Genomic DNA, 16,531 nt, shown 5'->3' with positions numbered 1-16,531 from the left:
GGCCTGTCGTTTTTCCACCATAGCCTGCCCTTCCCTGTTGATTTTCCCCAAGGCGATCCCGCCCGTCCCCGCCCTACACTTGCATCTTTGCAACAGATAAGTGCGGGTATCAGGGCCGCGTTACGCGGAAGTGGAAACCAACAGGGATCACCATGCAAACATTTGCCGGAACAGCAATCAAAAGGGGCGTATTCGTATTGGCGTTGGCATTGGCCGGATGCGGCGGCGGAGGCGGCGGCTACAGCGCGCCTGTGCCCGACGCGCCGGTTGCCCAACGCACCGTGCAGGGAACCGCAGCCAAAGGCCTGATCAAGGGCGCCAGGGTCAACGTGTATGCCATCGACGCGCAGGGCGCGCGCGGCGGTGCGGCACTGGCGAGTGCGACGACGGGCCCGGACGGCACCTATACACTGCAGATTCCTGCAGCGGTGCTGAATTTCCTGATCGAAGTGGTGGCGGCGCCAGGCGCCGTGATGGCCGACGAAGCGAGCGGCACCGATCTCGCCCTCCCCACCAGCATGAAGTTGCGCAGCGTGGTGACGCTGGCCGGCAATGCCGCCGGCCCTTATCAGGGCAGCGTGTCGCCCCTCAGCGAAATGGTTGCGCGCACGGCAGAGACCGCCGACGGCAAGCTGCCGCCGCAGGCCATCGCCCAAGCCAAAACCCGCGTGCGCACCTTGCTCGGCTTCGACCCCGAGACGGTCAAGCCGGTCAATTCGAACAGCGCCGCCGCCGCCGCCGCCAGCGAGGAGGAGAAGAACCAGAGCCTGATGCTGGCCGCGATTTCGAAACTGGGCAGTAGCGCCAGCGCCGGTTGCGCGCAGAGCAGCGCTGCCGAGCGTATCGCCTGCGTGGTGAGCTGGCTGGCGTCGTCGGTGATCGTCAAGGATGGCCAGCCCGCCCTCGATCCGGCCCGCCTTGCGCAGTTGCGCGATGCCGTCCAGGCAGTCGCCGAGGACAAGAACATCAACCGCACCGGCAAGGACAAGGTGGTGGGCGTTCCCGTGCTGATAGCGCCTCCGGGCCCGGTGACGCCGCCGCCAGCTCCGGACCCGGTCACGCCCCCGCCGCCACCGCCGCCAACCGGGACCACCCCACTCGACGCAACCAAGGCGCTGTTCGGCAGCCTGCGCAACAACCTGCACGCCCTGGCCGACGGCGATGTGTTCCGCTCGACGGCGGACGCCATCAAGGCTGACCTGAGCGGCACCATGGCGCCCTTCGGCAACGACCTCGGCGGCGTTGCAGCGCTCACCCTGGACGCCCTCGACCGCCTCGACCGCGCCCGCAGCGGCGAGATGGCGCCGGAAGATTTTACTGTCGCCCGCAACCGCATCATGGACACCTGGCCGCAACGCCCTTCGATCAGTTTCGCGGAGGGCGACGGCGACTGCCTGATGACGGCGAGCCCGCTCTCCATCAGCTGCACCGTCGTCCAGGAAGCTTTCCTGCCCGGCACCTGGGTAGGGAACAACGACATGGTGTACGCAACGCGCGCCATCACGCTGCAGCCCAAACCGGACAGTACGGGCGAGTTCACCTATACCGTCATCTACGAGAAGAACGTGGTGCCCTACGACGGCACGCAGGCCCAGGGCATTCCTGCCCGTACCCCATTGGGCGGCAGCTTCTCGGGCGACATACGCTTTGCGCGCAGCGGCCGGACCGCCACCGGGTTTGCCATCCTGGGCCGCATGCCCGGCCGGCTGCAGCAAGGCATTTTCCAGGGCGAAGGCGAAGACTGGTCGCTCGATGTCGCCCGCAACGAGGATATCGACGGCATCACCCAGTACAGCTTCGGCGGGACAGTGAGCGCAGCCGTTCCGGGTGGACTGGTCCGCACGGTCGAGATCGACAACAGCTCCTTCCTGCGCGTTCGCCTGCCCGCGGGCGGCGCCGGGCGCGCCGCCGTCGACGAGCTGCAACTCGGCATGCGCGGCACGATCGGCGCCACCACGGTCGGCGGCACCCTGCATCTGGCCCAATACGAAAGCGACAAGCGCGCACTGACCCGGATCCCGACCCGGGTATGGTTCGAAGGCTGGCTCGATCACGGCGACGCCACGGTCTTCAGCGGCGGCGTCGCCCTCGCCCGCAACGGCTACGCGGACTTCGACCCTGCCGCTGCCGTGTCGGCAACCAACTTCGTCACGGACACCATCGAGATCGGCGGCGCGCTCTCGGTACCGGCGCGTCCAACGCTGAGCCTGACGGTCGGCGCCACCCGCAGCGCACCGAACACGACCGACATCAGCGCGCAGTACCGCGACGGCAGCTCGGTCATCAATGCGAGCGTGACCGCCAGGACGGGTGAGCGTTATCCGCTGGTGAAGGTGTCGAGCGCTGACGGCGTCGCCTTCTCGTTCACCGGCACCGCGGTTCCGGTGCAGGTCACCAAGGACGGCGCCGTCACCGCCCAGCTGGACCTGGCGAAAGGTTTGATTACGTATAGCGACGGCAGCACTGAGTCAGTGAAGTAATCCGGACGCATCGTCCCCACAAGCCTGGCGCGACGCGCCAGGCTTTTTTTACTCTTCTCCACCATGCGAACAATCCTGTTGAGTGGCGCCCTCGCCTGCGGCGCAGCCTGCGCCCAAACGGAGGCCACGCCGGCTGCGGACGGCTGGACCGTGTACTCCGATATCTCCGTCTGGCAGGCCAGCGATGCGGTGCCGATCGACCAGATCGACGGCGCCTGGACCGATTATTCGCCGCGCGCCGGCCGCAATACCGCCCTCATGCGCAACCGGGCCGCCGCCGGCGTCGAAAAAGGCGGCTGGTGCCTGGGGCTGGAACTGCGCCAGGATGCGTATTTGAAGACCGACCGCGCGAGCCTGGACGCGTTGTATCTCTATCAGCAAAGAGGCAAGCCGACGCCGCCTGCCAGCATCGCGCTGCAGGCTCGCTATTTTTCCTGGCGGGCGCAAGGACTGCGCATCGGCCACCGCTTCGAGGGTCCGCGCATTGGCGGCCGTACGGCGTCGATCGACATCAGCGCCGCCGTCTACGGCAAACAGCGGCTGCGCGAGCGCAGCGTGCGCGGGACATTGAGCTGGCCGCAGGCGGACACCTACGGTTTTTCGGTCAGCCACGCCGATACCGACAGCCGCATGACCTACCCATTCATGGGCCAGGACCCGAGCGCGTCCGGCGCGGGACTGTCGCTGGCGGCCACGCTGCCGCTGGCCGCCGCCTGGACGCTGCGGGTGCAGGCCGACGACGTCGCCAGCCGGCTGCGCTGGAAAAATCTGCCGGTGAATACCGAGACGCTCAACTCGAACGTCAGCTCGTATGACGCGAACGGCCACGTCAATTACCAGCCCCTGCTCAGTGGCCGGAAACGCCAGGTCGCGCACGACTTCCGGATCCCGCGCTATACCGCGGTGGCGTTGGATTACCGTGACCAGGACTGGGGCGCGGGCGTGCACGTCGCGCGCTACGCCGGCGAGACGATCCCGACGCTGTCGTTCTCGCGGCGCGTCGGCTGGCTGACCCTGCACGGCAATCTGGAAACCCGTTTCGACAGCGCCGGCATCGGCGTCGAGGCCGGACACTTCCGTTTGATGCTGCAGTCGGATGCGCGCAGGCTGGACGAGACGAAGGCGCGCTCGCTGCAGCTGCATTACCACTTGGTCTTTTAAGAAAAGAGGCCGGCTCCGGTGGCCCCGAGGGCGACCGGAACCGGTACAGCCCACACCCCGGTGTTACACGAGGCGCTGCCAGATGGCGGTGGTCGCCACTGCCTGGTTCATGCTGTAGAAGTGCAGGGCGAGCGCGCCACTCGCCCTGCCTTGATATTGCCGCGTGAAATTTTACCGATTCCCCTCTGTCATTTTTTCACCATACCTTTGTCACAATAATATTTTCCTTGTTGCAACATTTAGAGCGATGACTCTACAATTGCCTCGCCGCAACAATTGCGCCGGATTCGTCGGCGCAACAACGCGCGTCTTGGAAAAAAACTGACAGGAAAATCATGCATAGTATGACTGGAACGGTAGTAAAAACTGGCGTCATCGCACTTGCGCTGGCATTGGCCGGCTGCGGCGGTGGCGGCGCTGGCGCGCCCGCCTCGGGCGCTCCGGTCGCCACCCCAAGCCCGGAACGTACGGTGCAGGGAACCGCGGCCAAGGGCCTGATCAAGGGCGCCAGGATCAGCGTCTACGCGCTCGACGCGCAAGGCACACGCGGCGCTGCCGCGCTGGCCACCGCTACCACCGGCACCGACGGCACCTACAAGCTGCAGATTGCTGCTTCGGTGCAGAACTTCGTGGTCGAGGTGAGCGCGGCCCCTGGCGCCGTGATGGCCGACGAAGCGACCGGCACCGATATCGCCCTGCCCGAAGGCATGAAGCTGCGCAGCGTCGTGACGCTGGCCAGCAATGCCGCCGGTACCTATGAAGGCACGGTCTCGCCGCTGACCGAAATGGTGGCCCGTACGGCGGAAACGTCCGATGGCAAGCTGCCGCAGCAGGCTGTCGCCCAGGCCAAGAGCAGCGTGCGTACCTTGCTCGGCTTCGATCCCGAGACCGTCAAACCGGTCAATTCGAACAGCGCCGCCGCCGCCACGGCGAGCGAGGACGAAAAGAACCAGAGCCTGGCCCTGGCCGCGATCTCGAAGATGGGCAGCACCGCCAGCGCCGACTGCGGCCAAAGCACACCTGGCGAGCGCATTGCCTGCGTGGTCACCAAGCTGGCCTCCTCGGTCAAGCTCACCGATGGCCAGCCATCGCTCGAGCAGAACCGCCTGGCGCAGTTCCGCGACGCGGTCCAGGCCGTGGCCCAGGACAAGAAGATCAACCGTACCGGCAAGGACACGGTCGTCGGCATTCCTGTGCTCAGTCCTTCGGGAACGACGCCAACCCCGGCAGTACCGGCGCTGCCGCCACTTGCGGCAACCAAGGCACTGTTCGCCAGCCTGCGCACCAACCTGCGCGCACTCGACCAGGGCGACGCATTCCGCGTGACCATCGATGGCATCAAGGCCGACCTGATCGGTAACGTTGCCCCGCTCGCCAACGACGTCGGCCGCTTCACATCGCTCGCAGTGAATGCGCTGACACAGTTCGACCGCTATCGCGCCGGTACCAGCACCGCGGAGACCTTCCAGGTTTGGAACCATCAGCTCCACGAAACGGAATCGCAGCCTGCTCAGCCTAACTACTTCGCTGTAAACGAAGGCAACGGCAACTGTGTGATCGTGAAGAGCCCGCTCAGCATGAGCTGCACCGTTGTCCAGATTGGCTATCTGCCCGAATCGACCTACGACAATGTCAGCTACACGAACGTCAACGCGACACGCACGTTGACATTCCAGCCGAAGGAAGGCAGTCCGGGCGACTTTACCTATACGGCCTCGTTTGCCAAGCGCGCCGTCACGCACGATTATCGTGGCTCCGTGACCAGCATGCCGCCAGCCCAGCCACTTGGCGAGGCGTTCTCGGGCGAGATGACCTTGACCCGCAGCGGAAACACGATCACGCAGCTTGCGGTCAAGGGTCGCATGCCGGGCCGGCTCAACAGCGATGGCGTGTTCCAGAGCGATTACGAAGACTGGTCGCTCAAAGCCGCGCGCACCGAGGAAGCAAACGGCATCGCCCTGTACCAGTTTGGCGGCGTCTTTACCGCCACCGCCGGAGGCACCGCGGCCACCGCAGGACAAGCTTCCGGCCAAGTCGAGATCGCCAGCACATCGTTCCTGCGCATGGCGGTGGCGGGCAGCGAGGTCGGGGCGAATGCCGCCACCGAGCTTCAGGTGACGCTGCACGGCAGCATGGGCAGCACCACGGTCAACGGCACCCTGCGCGTATCGGACGACAAGCAGGACAAGAGCCAGACGGCCCACATGCCAACCAGGCTGGGGTTCGAAGGTTCGCTCAAGCACAAGGACGCGACTGTCTTCAGTGGCAAGGTCGCCATCGCCCGCAACGGCTACGAGAATTTCGACGCCACCGCTGCCGAGTCGGATACGAACTTCGTCGCCGACACCGTGGAAATCGGCGGCTCGCTGTCGGTACCGAACCGTCCTCTGTTGAGCCTGGCGCTCGGCGCCACCCGCACCGGCATGAAAAGCGCCAACATCAGCGCCCAGTACCGTGACGACACGTCGGTGATTAATGCGAGCGTGACTGCCAAGGTTGGCGAACGCAATCCGCTGGTGAAGGTATCGAGTGCGGACGGTGTCGCATTCTCGTTCACCAGCACCGCGACGCCGGTACAGGTGACCAAGGACGGCGCCGTCACGGCCGAGCTGGATCTGCACAAGGGCATCATCACCTACAGCGATGGCAGCATTGAGTCATTGAAATAATCCGAACGAACTTCGTTCCTCGAGCCTGGCGCACTGCGCCAGGCTTTTATCACACCTGCTATGCGATCAATTTTGTTAACGGGCGCGCTCGCCTGCGGCGCAGCCTGCGCCCAAACGACGGCGGCGCCGGCTCCGGACGGCTGGACCGTTTATTCCGATCTCTCCGCCTGGCAAGCCAGCGATGCGGTGCCGATCAGCCAGCTCGACGGCCAGTGGACCACGTATGCGCCGCGTGCCGGACGCAATACGGCCCTGATGCGCAGCCGGGCCGCCGCCGGCGTCGAAAGAAACGGCTGGCGCCTCGGCCTCGAGCTACGTCAGGAGGCCTTGCTCACGACGAACCGCGAGAGCCTCGACGCGCTTTATCTGTATCAGCAGAAGCGCAAGCCGGCGCCGCCCGCCAGCTTGGCGCTGCAGGGACAGTATTTTTCCTGGCAGGCCTTGGGCTTGCGGGCCGGGTACACGTTCGACGGGCCGCGCATCGGCGGGCGCTCCAGTACCATCGAGATCAGCGGCGCGGTGTACGGCAGGCAGCGGCTGCGCGAGCGCAGCGTCGACGGCGTGCTGACCTATCCGCGCGCTGAAACCTACGGTTTCGCCGTCAGCCACACCGACGCCAACAGCCGCATGACATACCCGTTCATGGGAGACGCGCCGAGCGCCTCGGGCGCCGGCCTGTCGCTGGCGGCCACGCTGCCGCTGTCGGATGCCTGGACGCTGCGCCTGCGGGCCGACGACCTCGCCAGCCGCCTGCGCTGGAAAAACCTGCCGCTCCATACCGAGACGCTCAGCTCCGACGTCACGTCCTACGCCGAGAATGGTTACGTCAACTTCGAGCCCATGCTCAGCGGCCGCAAACGCCAGGTGGAGCGCGACTTCAGAATTCCGCGCTACACCGCGGCCGCGCTCGACTATCGAAATGGGGACTGGGGTGCGGGCGTGCAGGTCGCACGCTACGCAGGCGAAACAATACCAACCTTCTCGCTGTCGCGCCGGGTCGGTTGGCTGACACTGCACGCAAACGTGGAAACACGTTTCGACAGTGTCGGCATCGGCCTCGAAGCCGGCAATTTCAGTTTGATGCTGCAGTCCGACGCACTCAAGCTGGACGAGGCGAAGACGCGCTCGCTCCAGTTGCATTACCACGTGGACTTTTAAGGTGCCGGCTCCGATCACCTTTGGGTGATCGGAGTGGACCCGTTACCGTTACACCAGGCGCTGCCAGATGGCGGTGGTCGCCACTGCCTGGTTCATGCTGTAGAAGTGCAGGCCGGGCGCGCCGCCTGCCAGCAGGCGCTCGCACAGGCTCGTCACCACGTCGAGACCGAAGGCTTTGATGGAAGCGCTGTCGTCGCCGAAACTGGCCAGTTTCAGGCGCACCCAGCGCGGGATCTCGGCGCCGCACATATCCGAAAAGCGCATCAACTGCGTGTAGTTCGTGATCGGCATGATGCCGGCCACGATCGGCACGGCGATGCCCAGTCTTTGTGCATTGTCGACGAATTGAAAGTAGGCGTCGGCATTGTAGAAATACTGGGTGATCGCGGCATTCGCCCCGGCCTTGATCTTGCGCTCGAACGCAAGCAGGTCGTCCTGCGGCGAACGGGCTTGCGGATGCACTTCCGGGTAGGCTGCGACCTCGATATGGAACCAGTCGCCGGTCTCGGCCCGGATGAACTCGACGAGTTCATTTGCATAGCGCAGTTCGCCCGCGCCGCCATACCCGCTGGGTAAATCGCCGCGCAGCGCGACCAGGCGGCGGATGCCCTTGTCCTGGAACTGCTGCAGGATGGCGCGGATCGATTCGCGGGTGGCGCCGATGCACGACAGGTGCGGTGCGGCCAGGTGACCGTCCGCCATGATGTCGAGCACGGTGTCGAGGGTGCCCTGCTGAGTGGAGCCGCCTGCACCAAACGTGACCGAAAAATACTTCGGGTTCAGTTCGGCGAGTTTGCGGCGCGTGACGCGCAGTTTTTCCGCGCCCTCGGGCGTCTTGGGCGGGAAAAACTCGATGCTGAAATTAGGGGTTTCCATCTTTATTCAGGAGCAAGGTAGAAAGCGCCCACGAAATCACGCTGTACAGGATCGCTGCCAGGAAGGCCGACCAGAATCCCGCCACCTCGAAGCCCTCGACCCAATGCGACACCAGCCAGAACAGCACGGCATTGATGACCAGGATAAACAGGCCCATCGACAGCAGCGTGACGGGCAAGGTCAGCAACACCAGCACGGGCCGGATCAGGGTATTGACCAGGCCCAGCACGAGGGCGGCGATCAGGGCGGTGCCGACATTGCTGACGGACACGGAATGCATGAGGTAAGGCAGGGCCATCAAGGCGGCGGCATTGATCAGCCAGGTCAGGAGCAGGCGCATGTTCAGCTTTCGTCGGGCGTTTTCTTGTTATGGGCACCTACGGACGCGCCTGCGTCCGTAGGGGTCTCACCATCGCTAGTTCGGCCAGCGCCGATCAGTAACGGTAGTGGTCCGGCTTGTACGGACCTTCCTTCTTCACCGAGATGTACGCAGCCTGCTCGTCGGTCAGCACGGTCAGCTGGGCGTTGAGCTTTTTCAGCTGCAGGCGCGCAACCTTCTCGTCCAGGTGCTTCGGCAGCGTGTAGACGCCGACCGGGTAGTTGTCCGTGTTGGCGAACAGCTCGATCTGGGCGATGGTCTGGTTCGCGAACGAGGAGCTCATCACGTAGGACGGGTGACCGGTGCCGCAGCCCAGGTTCACCAGGCGGCCTTCGGCCAGCAGGATGATGCGCTTGCCGTCCGGGAAGATCACGTGATCGACCTGCGGCTTGATGTTTTCCCACTGATATTTCTTCAGCGACGCGACATCGATCTCGTTGTCGAAGTGGCCGATGTTGCAGACGATGGCCTGGTCTTTCATGGCCAGCATGTGCTGTTCGGTCAGGATGTGATAGTTGCCGGTGCAGGTCACGAAAATGTCGCCGTGCTGCGCCGCGTAATCCATCGTCACGACGCGATAGCCTTCCATGGCTGCCTGCAGGGCGCAGATAGGGTCGATTTCGGTGACCCAGACTTGCGCCGACAGGGCGCGCATCGCCTGGGCCGAACCTTTGCCCACGTCGCCGTAACCGGCGATGACGGCCACTTTACCGGCGATCATGACGTCGGTCGCGCGCTTGATGCCGTCGACCAGCGACTCGCGGCAGCCGTACAGGTTGTCGAACTTCGATTTCGTCACCGAGTCATTGACGTTGATGGCCGGGAAGGCGAGTTTGCCTTCCTGGTGCATCTGGTACAGGCGGTGCACGCCGGTCGTCGTTTCTTCGGTTACGCCCAGGATTTCCGGCAGGCGCTTCGAGTACCACTGCGGATCGGTTTTGAGGCGGCCTTTGATGGCGTTGAACAGGCAGATCTCTTCTTCCGAACCCGGCTTGTCGAGGACCGAGCTATCTGTCTCGGCGCGTGCGCCCAGGTGCAGCAGCAGGGTGGCATCGCCGCCGTCGTCGAGGATCATGTTCGAGTACACGGCATTGCCGGCGGCGTCGTTCGGCCACTCGAAGATGCGGTGCGTGTATTCCCAGTATTCGTCGAGGGTTTCGCCCTTGACGGCGAACACCGGCGTGCCGACCGAAGCGATCGCGGCGGCGGCGTGGTCCTGGGTCGAATAGATGTTGCACGAAGCCCAGCGCACCTGCGCGCCGAGCGCTTCCAGCGTGCGGATCAGCACGGCGGTCTGGATGGTCATGTGCAGCGAACCGGTGATGCGTGCGCCCTTCAGGGGTTGCGCAGCAGCGAATTCTTCCTGGATTGCCATCAGGCCCGGCATCTCGGTTTCGGCGATGCGGATTTCCTTCTCGCCCCAGGCGGCCAGGGAGATGTCGGCAATGTGGAAGTCTTGGGTGGTTTTCAGTACGGCGCTCATCACGCCCTCCTTTCAGTTAGAAAAAAGTAACGTGAGCGCAGTGTTGATGATCCGAGCCTGGCGAAAAGGAATCTTTTCGTCGCAACGCTCCTCGGAACGGGGTAGTTTAGCACGTCTGGACGACGGCGGCAGGGCGATGGAGCTGCTGCTGGGGCAATTTGTGCGGTTGCAACAAATTGCCCTGTCGAGATGGGGGTCTACCGTAGGGGTCATGGCGGCCAAGGGCCGCCATGACGGTTTCAGCGGGCTCTCGAGCCCACGCGTGCGGCGCTTGAATTGTCGCGCCAATTCATACCGGCACGCGACGTTTTCGCTCTGCGGTGACAGTGCGGTACGCATCGGCACGAACGCGTGGGCTCGAGAGCCCACCCTACGTTACGCCCCAGCCGCAGGGGGCTGGAGCGTCATCGGTACATCTACGCCAATCCCGCTTCGGCGCGCAGCAGCGCGGCCTTGTCGGTGCGCTCCCACGTAAATTCCGGCTCTTCGCGGCCGAAGTGGCCGTAGGCAGCCGTCTTGGCGTAGATCGGACGCAGCAGGTCGAGCATTTGCACGATGCCTTTCGGGCGCAAATCGAAATGTTCCATCACCAGCTGGGCGATCTTCTCGTCGGGGATGACGCCGGTGCCCTCGGTGTAGACCGTGATGTTGATCGGGCGCGCGACGCCGATGGCGTAGCTGACCTGCACCTGGCACTGGCGCGCCAGGCCGGCGGCGACGACGTTCTTCGCCACATAACGGGCGGCGTAGGCGGCCGAACGGTCGACCTTGGTTGGATCCTTGCCCGAGAAGGCGCCGCCGCCGTGCGGGGCTGCGCCGCCGTAGGTGTCGACGATGATCTTGCGGCCGGTCAGGCCACAGTCGCCCTGCGGACCGCCGATGACGAAGCGCCCGGTCGGGTTGACCAGATATTTCGTGTTCTCGAGCCATTCGCGCGGCAGGGTCGGCTTGATGATTTCCTCGATCACCGCTTCCTCGATCTGCGAGTGGGAGACGTCCGGGTGATGCTGGGTCGAGAGCACGACGGTGTCGACCGCTACCGGGCGGCCGTTGACGTAGCGCAGGGTCACCTGGGACTTGGCGTCCGGACGCAGCCAAGGCAGGCGGCCGTCCTTGCGCAGCTGCGACTGGCGCTCGACCAGGCGGTGTGCGTAATAGATAGCGGCAGGCATCAGCTCCGGCGTTTCGTCGCAGGCATAGCCGAACATCAAGCCCTGGTCGCCCGCGCCCTGGTCGAGGTCGATGCCGGCGCCTTCGTCGACGCCTTGCGCGATATCCGGCGACTGCTTGTCGTAGCAGACCATGACGGCGCAACCTTTATAGTCGATGCCGAAATCGGTGTTGTCGTAACCGATGCGCTTGATGGTGTTGCGCGCAACGCCGATATAATCCACGTTGGCGTGCGTCGTGATCTCGCCGGCCAGTACCACCAGGCCGGTGTTGCACAGCGTTTCGGCGGCGACGCGGGCGCGTGGATCCTGCTCGAGGATGGCGTCGAGAATCGCGTCCGAGATCTGGTCGGCGACTTTGTCGGGGTGGCCTTCCGAGACGGATTCGGAAGTAAAGAGATAATCGTTGGACATGAAGGCTCCAGTTACTGTGATCAAAAAACTGCCGCAGCAACCTGTGCCTGCGACGCTTTAGCGACATTTATATTCCGCTTCGCAAGTTGTCTATTAACTCGGCGGATCCTGCGTAAAGTGGTATTTTACGCTCCTTTAAGAAATTTTTGGCGGAGGGGCCTGCTTTGTTCCTCGACGCTGGTCAATATGCTAGTTATCTTATTCAGAGTCTTATCCGTATTTCCGCTACCTCTGCTCCACGCCCTGGGCGCGGCGCTGGGCTGGCTGGTGTATTTGTTGTCTCCCTCGTATCGGCGCCGCCTCGACGCCAACCTGGCCCAGGCCGGCTATAGCGACCAGCGCCGCGCTGCCGTCGCCGAGGCCGGCAAGGCCATCGTCGAGCTGGCTTTTGTCTGGTGCGGCAAGCCGGAGCGCGTTGCGCGCCATGCCACGGTCGAGAACTGGGACATGGTGCAACGCGTGCTCGACGCCGGGCGCGGCATCGTGTTCCTGACGCCCCACCTGGGCTGCTTCGAAATGACCGCCCAGCAGATCGCGCTGCACACGGCGCTCACCGTCATGTACCGCCCACCGAAGAAAAGCGCGCTGAAACCGCTGGTCGAGGGTGCCAGAGCCCGTCACAACCTGCACCTCGCGCCGGCCAACCTGTCGGGCGTGCGCATCCTTGCCAAAACCCTGAAAAGCGGCCAGCCGATCGGTTTATTGCCGGACCAGGTACCGCAGGAAGGAGAAGGCGTCTGGGCGCCCTTCTTCGGACGCCCTGCCTATACGATGACGCTGCCGGCGAAGCTGGCGCAACTGGGCAAGGCCGACATTTTGCTCGTCTATGCCGAGCGCCTTTCCAAAGGCCGCGGTTATGTCGTGCGCTTCGTCCCCTTCGAGGGTGACCTGACGGGTACTCCGGCCGAGCAGGCCGCCAGCATCAACCGGGCGATGGAAGCCCTGATTGCCCGTTGCCCAAGTCAGTATTTCTGGAGCTACAACCGTTATAAACAACCAGGTGGGGTGGCCGCGCCAGAGGCCGAGGCCGTGGCATGAGGGTCCTGATTGCCTTCCTGTGGCTGCTGCATTGGCTGCCACTGCCCGTGCTCGGGCGTTTCGGCGAAGCGATCGGCAGCCTGCTGTTCGTGGTGCTGGGCAAGCGCCGCCACATCACGCTGACCAACCTGCGCCTGTGCATGCCGGAATTGTCGGAAACCGAACGGCGTGCTCTGGCGCGCCAGCATTTCAGGGCCTACGCGCGCAGCATTTTCGAGCGCTCGATCCTGTGGTGGGCACCGGAAGCGCGGGTGCGCCAACTCATCCATGTCGAGGGCGCGGTGCCGCAGGCGGCGATGGAAGCCGGGCCGACGATTTTGTTGTGCCCCCATTTCGTTTGCCTCGACGTGGCCGGTGTCGCCTCGCGCGTGATCCCGGTGTGCAGCATGTATGTGCCGCAAAAGAACGCCGCCTTCGACAGGCTGCTGCGCCATGGCCGCGAACGCTACGGTCCGGTACGGCTGGTGACCCGTAAAGAGGGCATCAAGCCGATCCTGCGCGCACTGCGCGACGGCCTTCCCTACTTCATGCTGCCGGATATGGATTTCGGAGAAAAGGATGCCGAATTCGTGCCCTTCTTCGGCGTACCGGCAGCCACCCTGACGGCGCTCGGCCGGATCGCCGGCACCACCGGCGCCAAGGTGATCCCGGTAGTGGCCACCTACCTGCCGAACTACCAGGGCTGGCGCGTGCGCTTCTATCCGGCCTGGGAGAATTATCCGGGCGACGACATGCTCGCCGCGACGCGCCGCATGAACGCTTTTATTGAAGACCGGGTGCGCGAAGCGCCTGCCGAATATTTCTGGACGCATAAGCGGTTCAAAACCCGCCCAGCGGGCGAACCATCGCTCTACGATTGATGCATTACAACTAATCCTATGAAACTCAAGTTCACCAAGATGCAGGGCGCGGGCAACGATTTCGTCGTGATCGACGCCATCCACCAGCAGGTCGACCTCAGCGCCGCCCAATGGCAGCGCCTGGCCGACCGCCGCTTCGGCGTGGGCGCCGACCAGATCCTGATTGTGGAACGCCCGACCGTCGCCGGCGCCGATTTCCGCTACCGTATTTTTAATAGCGATGGCGGCGAAGTCGAACAGTGCGGCAACGGCGCGCGCGCCTTTGCCCGTTTCGTCAGCGACCAGGGCTTGAGTGGCGAACGCAGCATCCGGGTGCAGACCATGTCCGGCATCATCGCCCCGGCCCTGGAAGACGACGGCAGCGTGACGGTCGACATGGGCGCGCCCGTGCTGGAGCCGGCCGCGGTGCCCTTCGACAGCCAGGGCCTGGACGGCCTGCCGGAAGGACGAGACTTGCTGTGGCCTTTGAACCTGCAGTTGGGAGAGCGGCCACTGACCGTTCCGGTATCGGTCGTCTCGATGGGCAATCCGCATGCCGTGCAGACGGTGCCGGATGTCGACACGGCTCCGGTAGCGGAGCTGGGTCCGCAGGTCGAACATCACCCGCGCTTCCCGAAGCGGGTCAACGCCGGCTTCATGCAGGTCGTCGACCGCAATCACGTCAAACTGCGTGTATTCGAGCGTGGCGCCGGCGAAACCCTGGCCTGCGGCACCGGCGCCTGCGCGGCGGTCGTCGCCGGCATCCGGCGTGGATTGCTCGATTCGCCGGTGCGGGTATCGGCGCGCGGCGGGGAATTGTCGATCGCCTGGGCCGGCGAAGGCGCCCCGGTCTACCTGAGCGGCCCGGCCGTCACGGTGTTCGAAGGCGAGATCACTATCTAAATCAGGCGCCTGTCAGGAAAGCGCAGCCGGCCTGGCAATTTGTTCAGGCCGCCATACCGTAGGAAGGATTGCCGCGCTCCGGCGTGACCGGCGGGGTCAGCCTGCCGTCCGTATCGTCGAGCGTGCGTTCGCCCATGGCGGCATCGGCCATCAGGGTCCGCAGCCGGTACAGCCGCTGGCGGTAATTGCCTTCCGGCCCACCCGGTCCGCAATCGACGTTCTCGAACAGGCGCACGATGCGGTCGAGCGCCTGGCGTTCCGGGGCCGTATTGACCATGACCAGGCGCCGCTTGCTGCGCCCGTAGCTGGCGCGGATATCGATCACCAGGCAATGTCCCTGGTCGGCCGCGGTCACGTCGAGCAGCAGGGTTTCGGCCCGGCTGAGGCCAAACAGCGCCGCCAGTTCCAGCCGCGCCGCCAGCAGCGGGTGGGCGGACAGGTCGCCGACACAATCGCGCAACGCCCCGGTTTCGGTGTGGGACGCATCGTCGAGGCGCGGCGCGATCTTGCGCAGTGCCACGCCGGCTTCCGCATTGCCCTGTGCCGCCGCCTGCTGCAGCCAGAACACGGCGCGCACATCGTTGCTTTCGTTTTCGCGCCGCGCGCGCCAGGCATTGTTGCCGCATTCGAGCTGGGCGATCTCGTAACCCATATCCGCTGCCCGCTCGAGGTAGCGCTGGGCGTCGGCGACATTGCGTTGCGAGAACTCGGGTTTTAGATAGATGCGCGACAAGGCGTACCAGGCCTCGGCCAGGCCCTGCTCGCCCGCCAGCAGCAGCCAACGGATTGCCTTCTTGAAATTCGCTGCGCCCGTGCCGCCCTGGATCCGGGTGCCGTCGACCTGCATGCGCGCATACCACAGGCCGATGGCCAGTTGCGCATGGCGATCGTGCTCAGCGGCGGCCAGCTCCCAGAAGGCGTGGATCTCGTCGCTGCCCGCTTCCGCATTGCCCTTTCCTTCGGCCAGCAGGCGCGCCGTACGCGACAACAAGGTGACTTCGCCCGGTGCCAGGCGCCGGGTGTGTTTGCTGCCGCCGCTATCGACCAGCGCGCGCGCCAGCGGCAGCGCACGCGCCAGGTAGTCGTGCCAGGATTCGGCTGCCCAGCTCTGCTCGAGCAGCGCGAACTGCGCTTCGGCCAGGCCATTGTCGGCCGCCCGCCGCAGCCAGGGTTGGCCTGCCGCCGCTGCCGTGCCCGCATCCGCGGCGCCGGGGCGCGCGGTGGCGCGCCGCTCGCTCACCTGTCCCGCCCGGTCGCGTGGCGGCGCGGCCGGATGCTGCACTGCAACAGCGACACTACCCATGCCCATGCCCGTGCCGGACGCGGCGGCAAGACTCATGCCCGCCTGAATACTTGCGGCGATTTCCGGCCGGCGCGCCAGCAGCCATTGCGCTTCGGCGAAGCCGGCGCGCGCGGCCTCTTCGAGCGCGTGCACGGCTTTGGCGTGGAGCGCATCGGGCGCCGCGCGGCCGTCTTCCAGCAGCAACTGGGCCAGGACCAGTCCAGCGCGCAGGTTGCCACCGTCGTAGGCGCGTTCGTACCACGGCGTCAGCGGCGTGCCGTGTGCCCGCGCCAGGTCGAGCGGAATGTGGCTGCCGATCAGTTCGCAGGACTCGGCACAGCCCTGGCGCGCCGCCCGGTCGAGCCAGTGCAGCGCCGTCGGCAGGCTGCGCGGCAGGCCGGCGCTGCCGAACAGGTAGCGCTTGCCCAGTTCGAGCTGCGCCTCGGCGCGGCCACTGCGGGCGCCACGGATGATCGCCAGTTCTTCACGATTAGCCATCGGTTGTCTTCATCAATTGGTGGGCAGGCGTGGGTGGGCAAGCGTGTACAGGCGGGATCGGCGGAACGCGGCGACGGGTCGGCTGTCGCTGGCAAAGTTGCCAATATACAAGAAGATCCCGGATCACGCCCACACCCATCGGTTCAAGGGAAGTCTAAGCCAGCGTTGGGGTGCAAACTTCC

At 65.0% G+C, this 16,531-nt stretch carries 12 protein-coding genes, 1 pseudogene and 1 riboswitch; of the genes and pseudogenes, 7 read left to right on the top strand and 6 right to left on the bottom strand.

Features of this window, described 5'->3' with window-relative positions; all coding sequences use genetic code 11:
* The first annotated feature begins 197 nt into the window (after positions 1 to 197).
* Positions 198 to 2,480 (top strand): hypothetical protein, encoded by a 2,283-nt coding sequence (locus tag LPB04_RS07175; protein WP_193688037.1) that lies wholly within the window; start codon positions 198 to 200, stop codon positions 2,478 to 2,480.
* Positions 2,481 to 2,558: 78 nt separating this feature from the next.
* A complete protein-coding gene (locus tag LPB04_RS07170; RefSeq protein ID WP_193688036.1) occupies positions 2,559 to 3,641 on the top strand; it encodes a hypothetical protein in 1,083 nt (360 codons plus the stop codon).
* Between the two features lie 63 nt (positions 3,642 to 3,704).
* Here LPB04_RS07170 and LPB04_RS24430 read toward each other — a convergent pair.
* Positions 3,705 to 3,785: pseudogene (locus LPB04_RS24430) on the bottom strand (methylenetetrahydrofolate reductase [NAD(P)H]); the annotation flags it as partial.
* A 191-nt stretch (positions 3,786 to 3,976) separates the two neighbouring features.
* Here LPB04_RS24430 and LPB04_RS07165 point away from each other — a divergent pair.
* Positions 3,977 to 6,310: a hypothetical protein gene (locus tag LPB04_RS07165; protein WP_193688035.1), complete on the top strand. Its 2,334-nt coding sequence runs from the start codon at positions 3,977 to 3,979 to the stop codon at positions 6,308 to 6,310.
* 72 nt (positions 6,311 to 6,382) lie between these two features.
* Positions 6,383 to 7,468: a hypothetical protein gene (locus tag LPB04_RS07160; RefSeq protein ID WP_193688034.1), complete on the top strand. Its 1,086-nt coding sequence runs from the start codon at positions 6,383 to 6,385 to the stop codon at positions 7,466 to 7,468.
* 48 nt (positions 7,469 to 7,516) lie between these two features.
* Here the strand turns inward: LPB04_RS07160 and metF are convergent, their stop codons facing one another.
* From metF to metK, 4 genes are all read right to left on the bottom strand, one after another.
* A complete protein-coding gene (gene metF, locus LPB04_RS07155) occupies positions 7,517 to 8,344 on the bottom strand; it encodes a methylenetetrahydrofolate reductase [NAD(P)H] (protein WP_193688033.1) in 828 nt (275 codons plus the stop codon).
* Entirely contained in the window at positions 8,331 to 8,684 is a 354-nt protein-coding gene (locus LPB04_RS07150) for a phage holin family protein (protein WP_193688032.1), read from the bottom strand. The genes metF and LPB04_RS07150 overlap by 14 nt, the downstream gene beginning before the upstream one ends.
* Before the next feature lie 94 nt (positions 8,685 to 8,778).
* A complete protein-coding gene (ahcY, locus tag LPB04_RS07145; protein ID WP_193688031.1) occupies positions 8,779 to 10,206 on the bottom strand; it encodes an adenosylhomocysteinase in 1,428 nt (475 codons plus the stop codon).
* A 26-nt stretch (positions 10,207 to 10,232) separates the two neighbouring features.
* Positions 10,233 to 10,305: riboswitch (S-adenosyl-L-homocysteine riboswitch) on the bottom strand.
* A gap of 317 nt (positions 10,306 to 10,622) precedes the next feature.
* Positions 10,623 to 11,789 (bottom strand): methionine adenosyltransferase, encoded by a 1,167-nt coding sequence (metK, locus tag LPB04_RS07140; protein WP_193688030.1) that lies wholly within the window; start codon positions 11,787 to 11,789, stop codon positions 10,623 to 10,625.
* 186 nt (positions 11,790 to 11,975) lie between these two features.
* Between metK and LPB04_RS07135 the strand changes: the two genes are divergently transcribed.
* From LPB04_RS07135 to dapF, 3 genes are read left to right on the top strand one after another with little or no spacing between them, the layout of a single operon-like run.
* Positions 11,976 to 12,827: a lysophospholipid acyltransferase family protein gene (locus LPB04_RS07135; RefSeq protein ID WP_193688029.1), complete on the top strand. Its 852-nt coding sequence runs from the start codon at positions 11,976 to 11,978 to the stop codon at positions 12,825 to 12,827.
* Entirely contained in the window at positions 12,824 to 13,687 is an 864-nt protein-coding gene (locus LPB04_RS07130) for an LpxL/LpxP family acyltransferase (protein ID WP_193688028.1), read from the top strand. The genes LPB04_RS07135 and LPB04_RS07130 overlap by 4 nt, the downstream gene beginning before the upstream one ends.
* An 18-nt stretch (positions 13,688 to 13,705) precedes the next feature.
* The gene (dapF, locus tag LPB04_RS07125; RefSeq protein ID WP_193688027.1) at positions 13,706 to 14,569 is read left to right on the top strand and encodes a diaminopimelate epimerase; all 864 of its coding nucleotides are present in this window, start codon (positions 13,706 to 13,708) and stop codon (positions 14,567 to 14,569) included.
* Between the two features lie 43 nt (positions 14,570 to 14,612).
* Here the strand turns inward: dapF and LPB04_RS07120 are convergent, their stop codons facing one another.
* Positions 14,613 to 16,349, bottom strand: a complete 1,737-nt coding sequence (locus tag LPB04_RS07120) for a tetratricopeptide repeat protein (RefSeq protein WP_193688026.1) — start codon at positions 16,347 to 16,349, stop codon at positions 14,613 to 14,615.
* Positions 16,350 to 16,531: the final 182 nt, after the last annotated feature.

It is taken from the genome of Massilia litorea (assembly GCF_015101885.1).
Lineage (GTDB): Bacteria > Pseudomonadota > Gammaproteobacteria > Burkholderiales > Burkholderiaceae_D > Telluria > Telluria litorea.
Note: the sequence above shows the minus strand (reverse complement) of the source record. Positions and strands in the feature narration are given on the sequence as shown.

Bases quoted from the DNA above. Each gene is read 5' to 3' on its own strand.
- LPB04_RS07165 (WP_193688035.1), top strand. From the start codon at position 3,977: ATGCATAGTATGACTGGAACGGTAGTAAAAACTGGCGTCATCGCACTT.
- metF (WP_193688033.1), bottom strand. From the start codon at position 8,344: ATGGAAACCCCTAATTTCAGCATCGAGTTTTTCCCGCCCAAGACGCCC.
- LPB04_RS07150 (WP_193688032.1), bottom strand. From the start codon at position 8,684: ATGCGCCTGCTCCTGACCTGGCTGATCAATGCCGCCGCCTTGATGGCC.
- ahcY (WP_193688031.1), bottom strand. From the start codon at position 10,206: ATGAGCGCCGTACTGAAAACCACCCAAGACTTCCACATTGCCGACATC.
- metK (WP_193688030.1), bottom strand. From the start codon at position 11,789: ATGTCCAACGATTATCTCTTTACTTCCGAATCCGTCTCGGAAGGCCAC.
- LPB04_RS07135 (WP_193688029.1), top strand. From the start codon at position 11,976: ATGCTAGTTATCTTATTCAGAGTCTTATCCGTATTTCCGCTACCTCTG.
- LPB04_RS07130 (WP_193688028.1), top strand. From the start codon at position 12,824: ATGAGGGTCCTGATTGCCTTCCTGTGGCTGCTGCATTGGCTGCCACTG.
- dapF (WP_193688027.1), top strand. From the start codon at position 13,706: ATGAAACTCAAGTTCACCAAGATGCAGGGCGCGGGCAACGATTTCGTC.
- LPB04_RS07120 (WP_193688026.1), bottom strand. From the start codon at position 16,349: ATGGCTAATCGTGAAGAACTGGCGATCATCCGTGGCGCCCGCAGTGGC.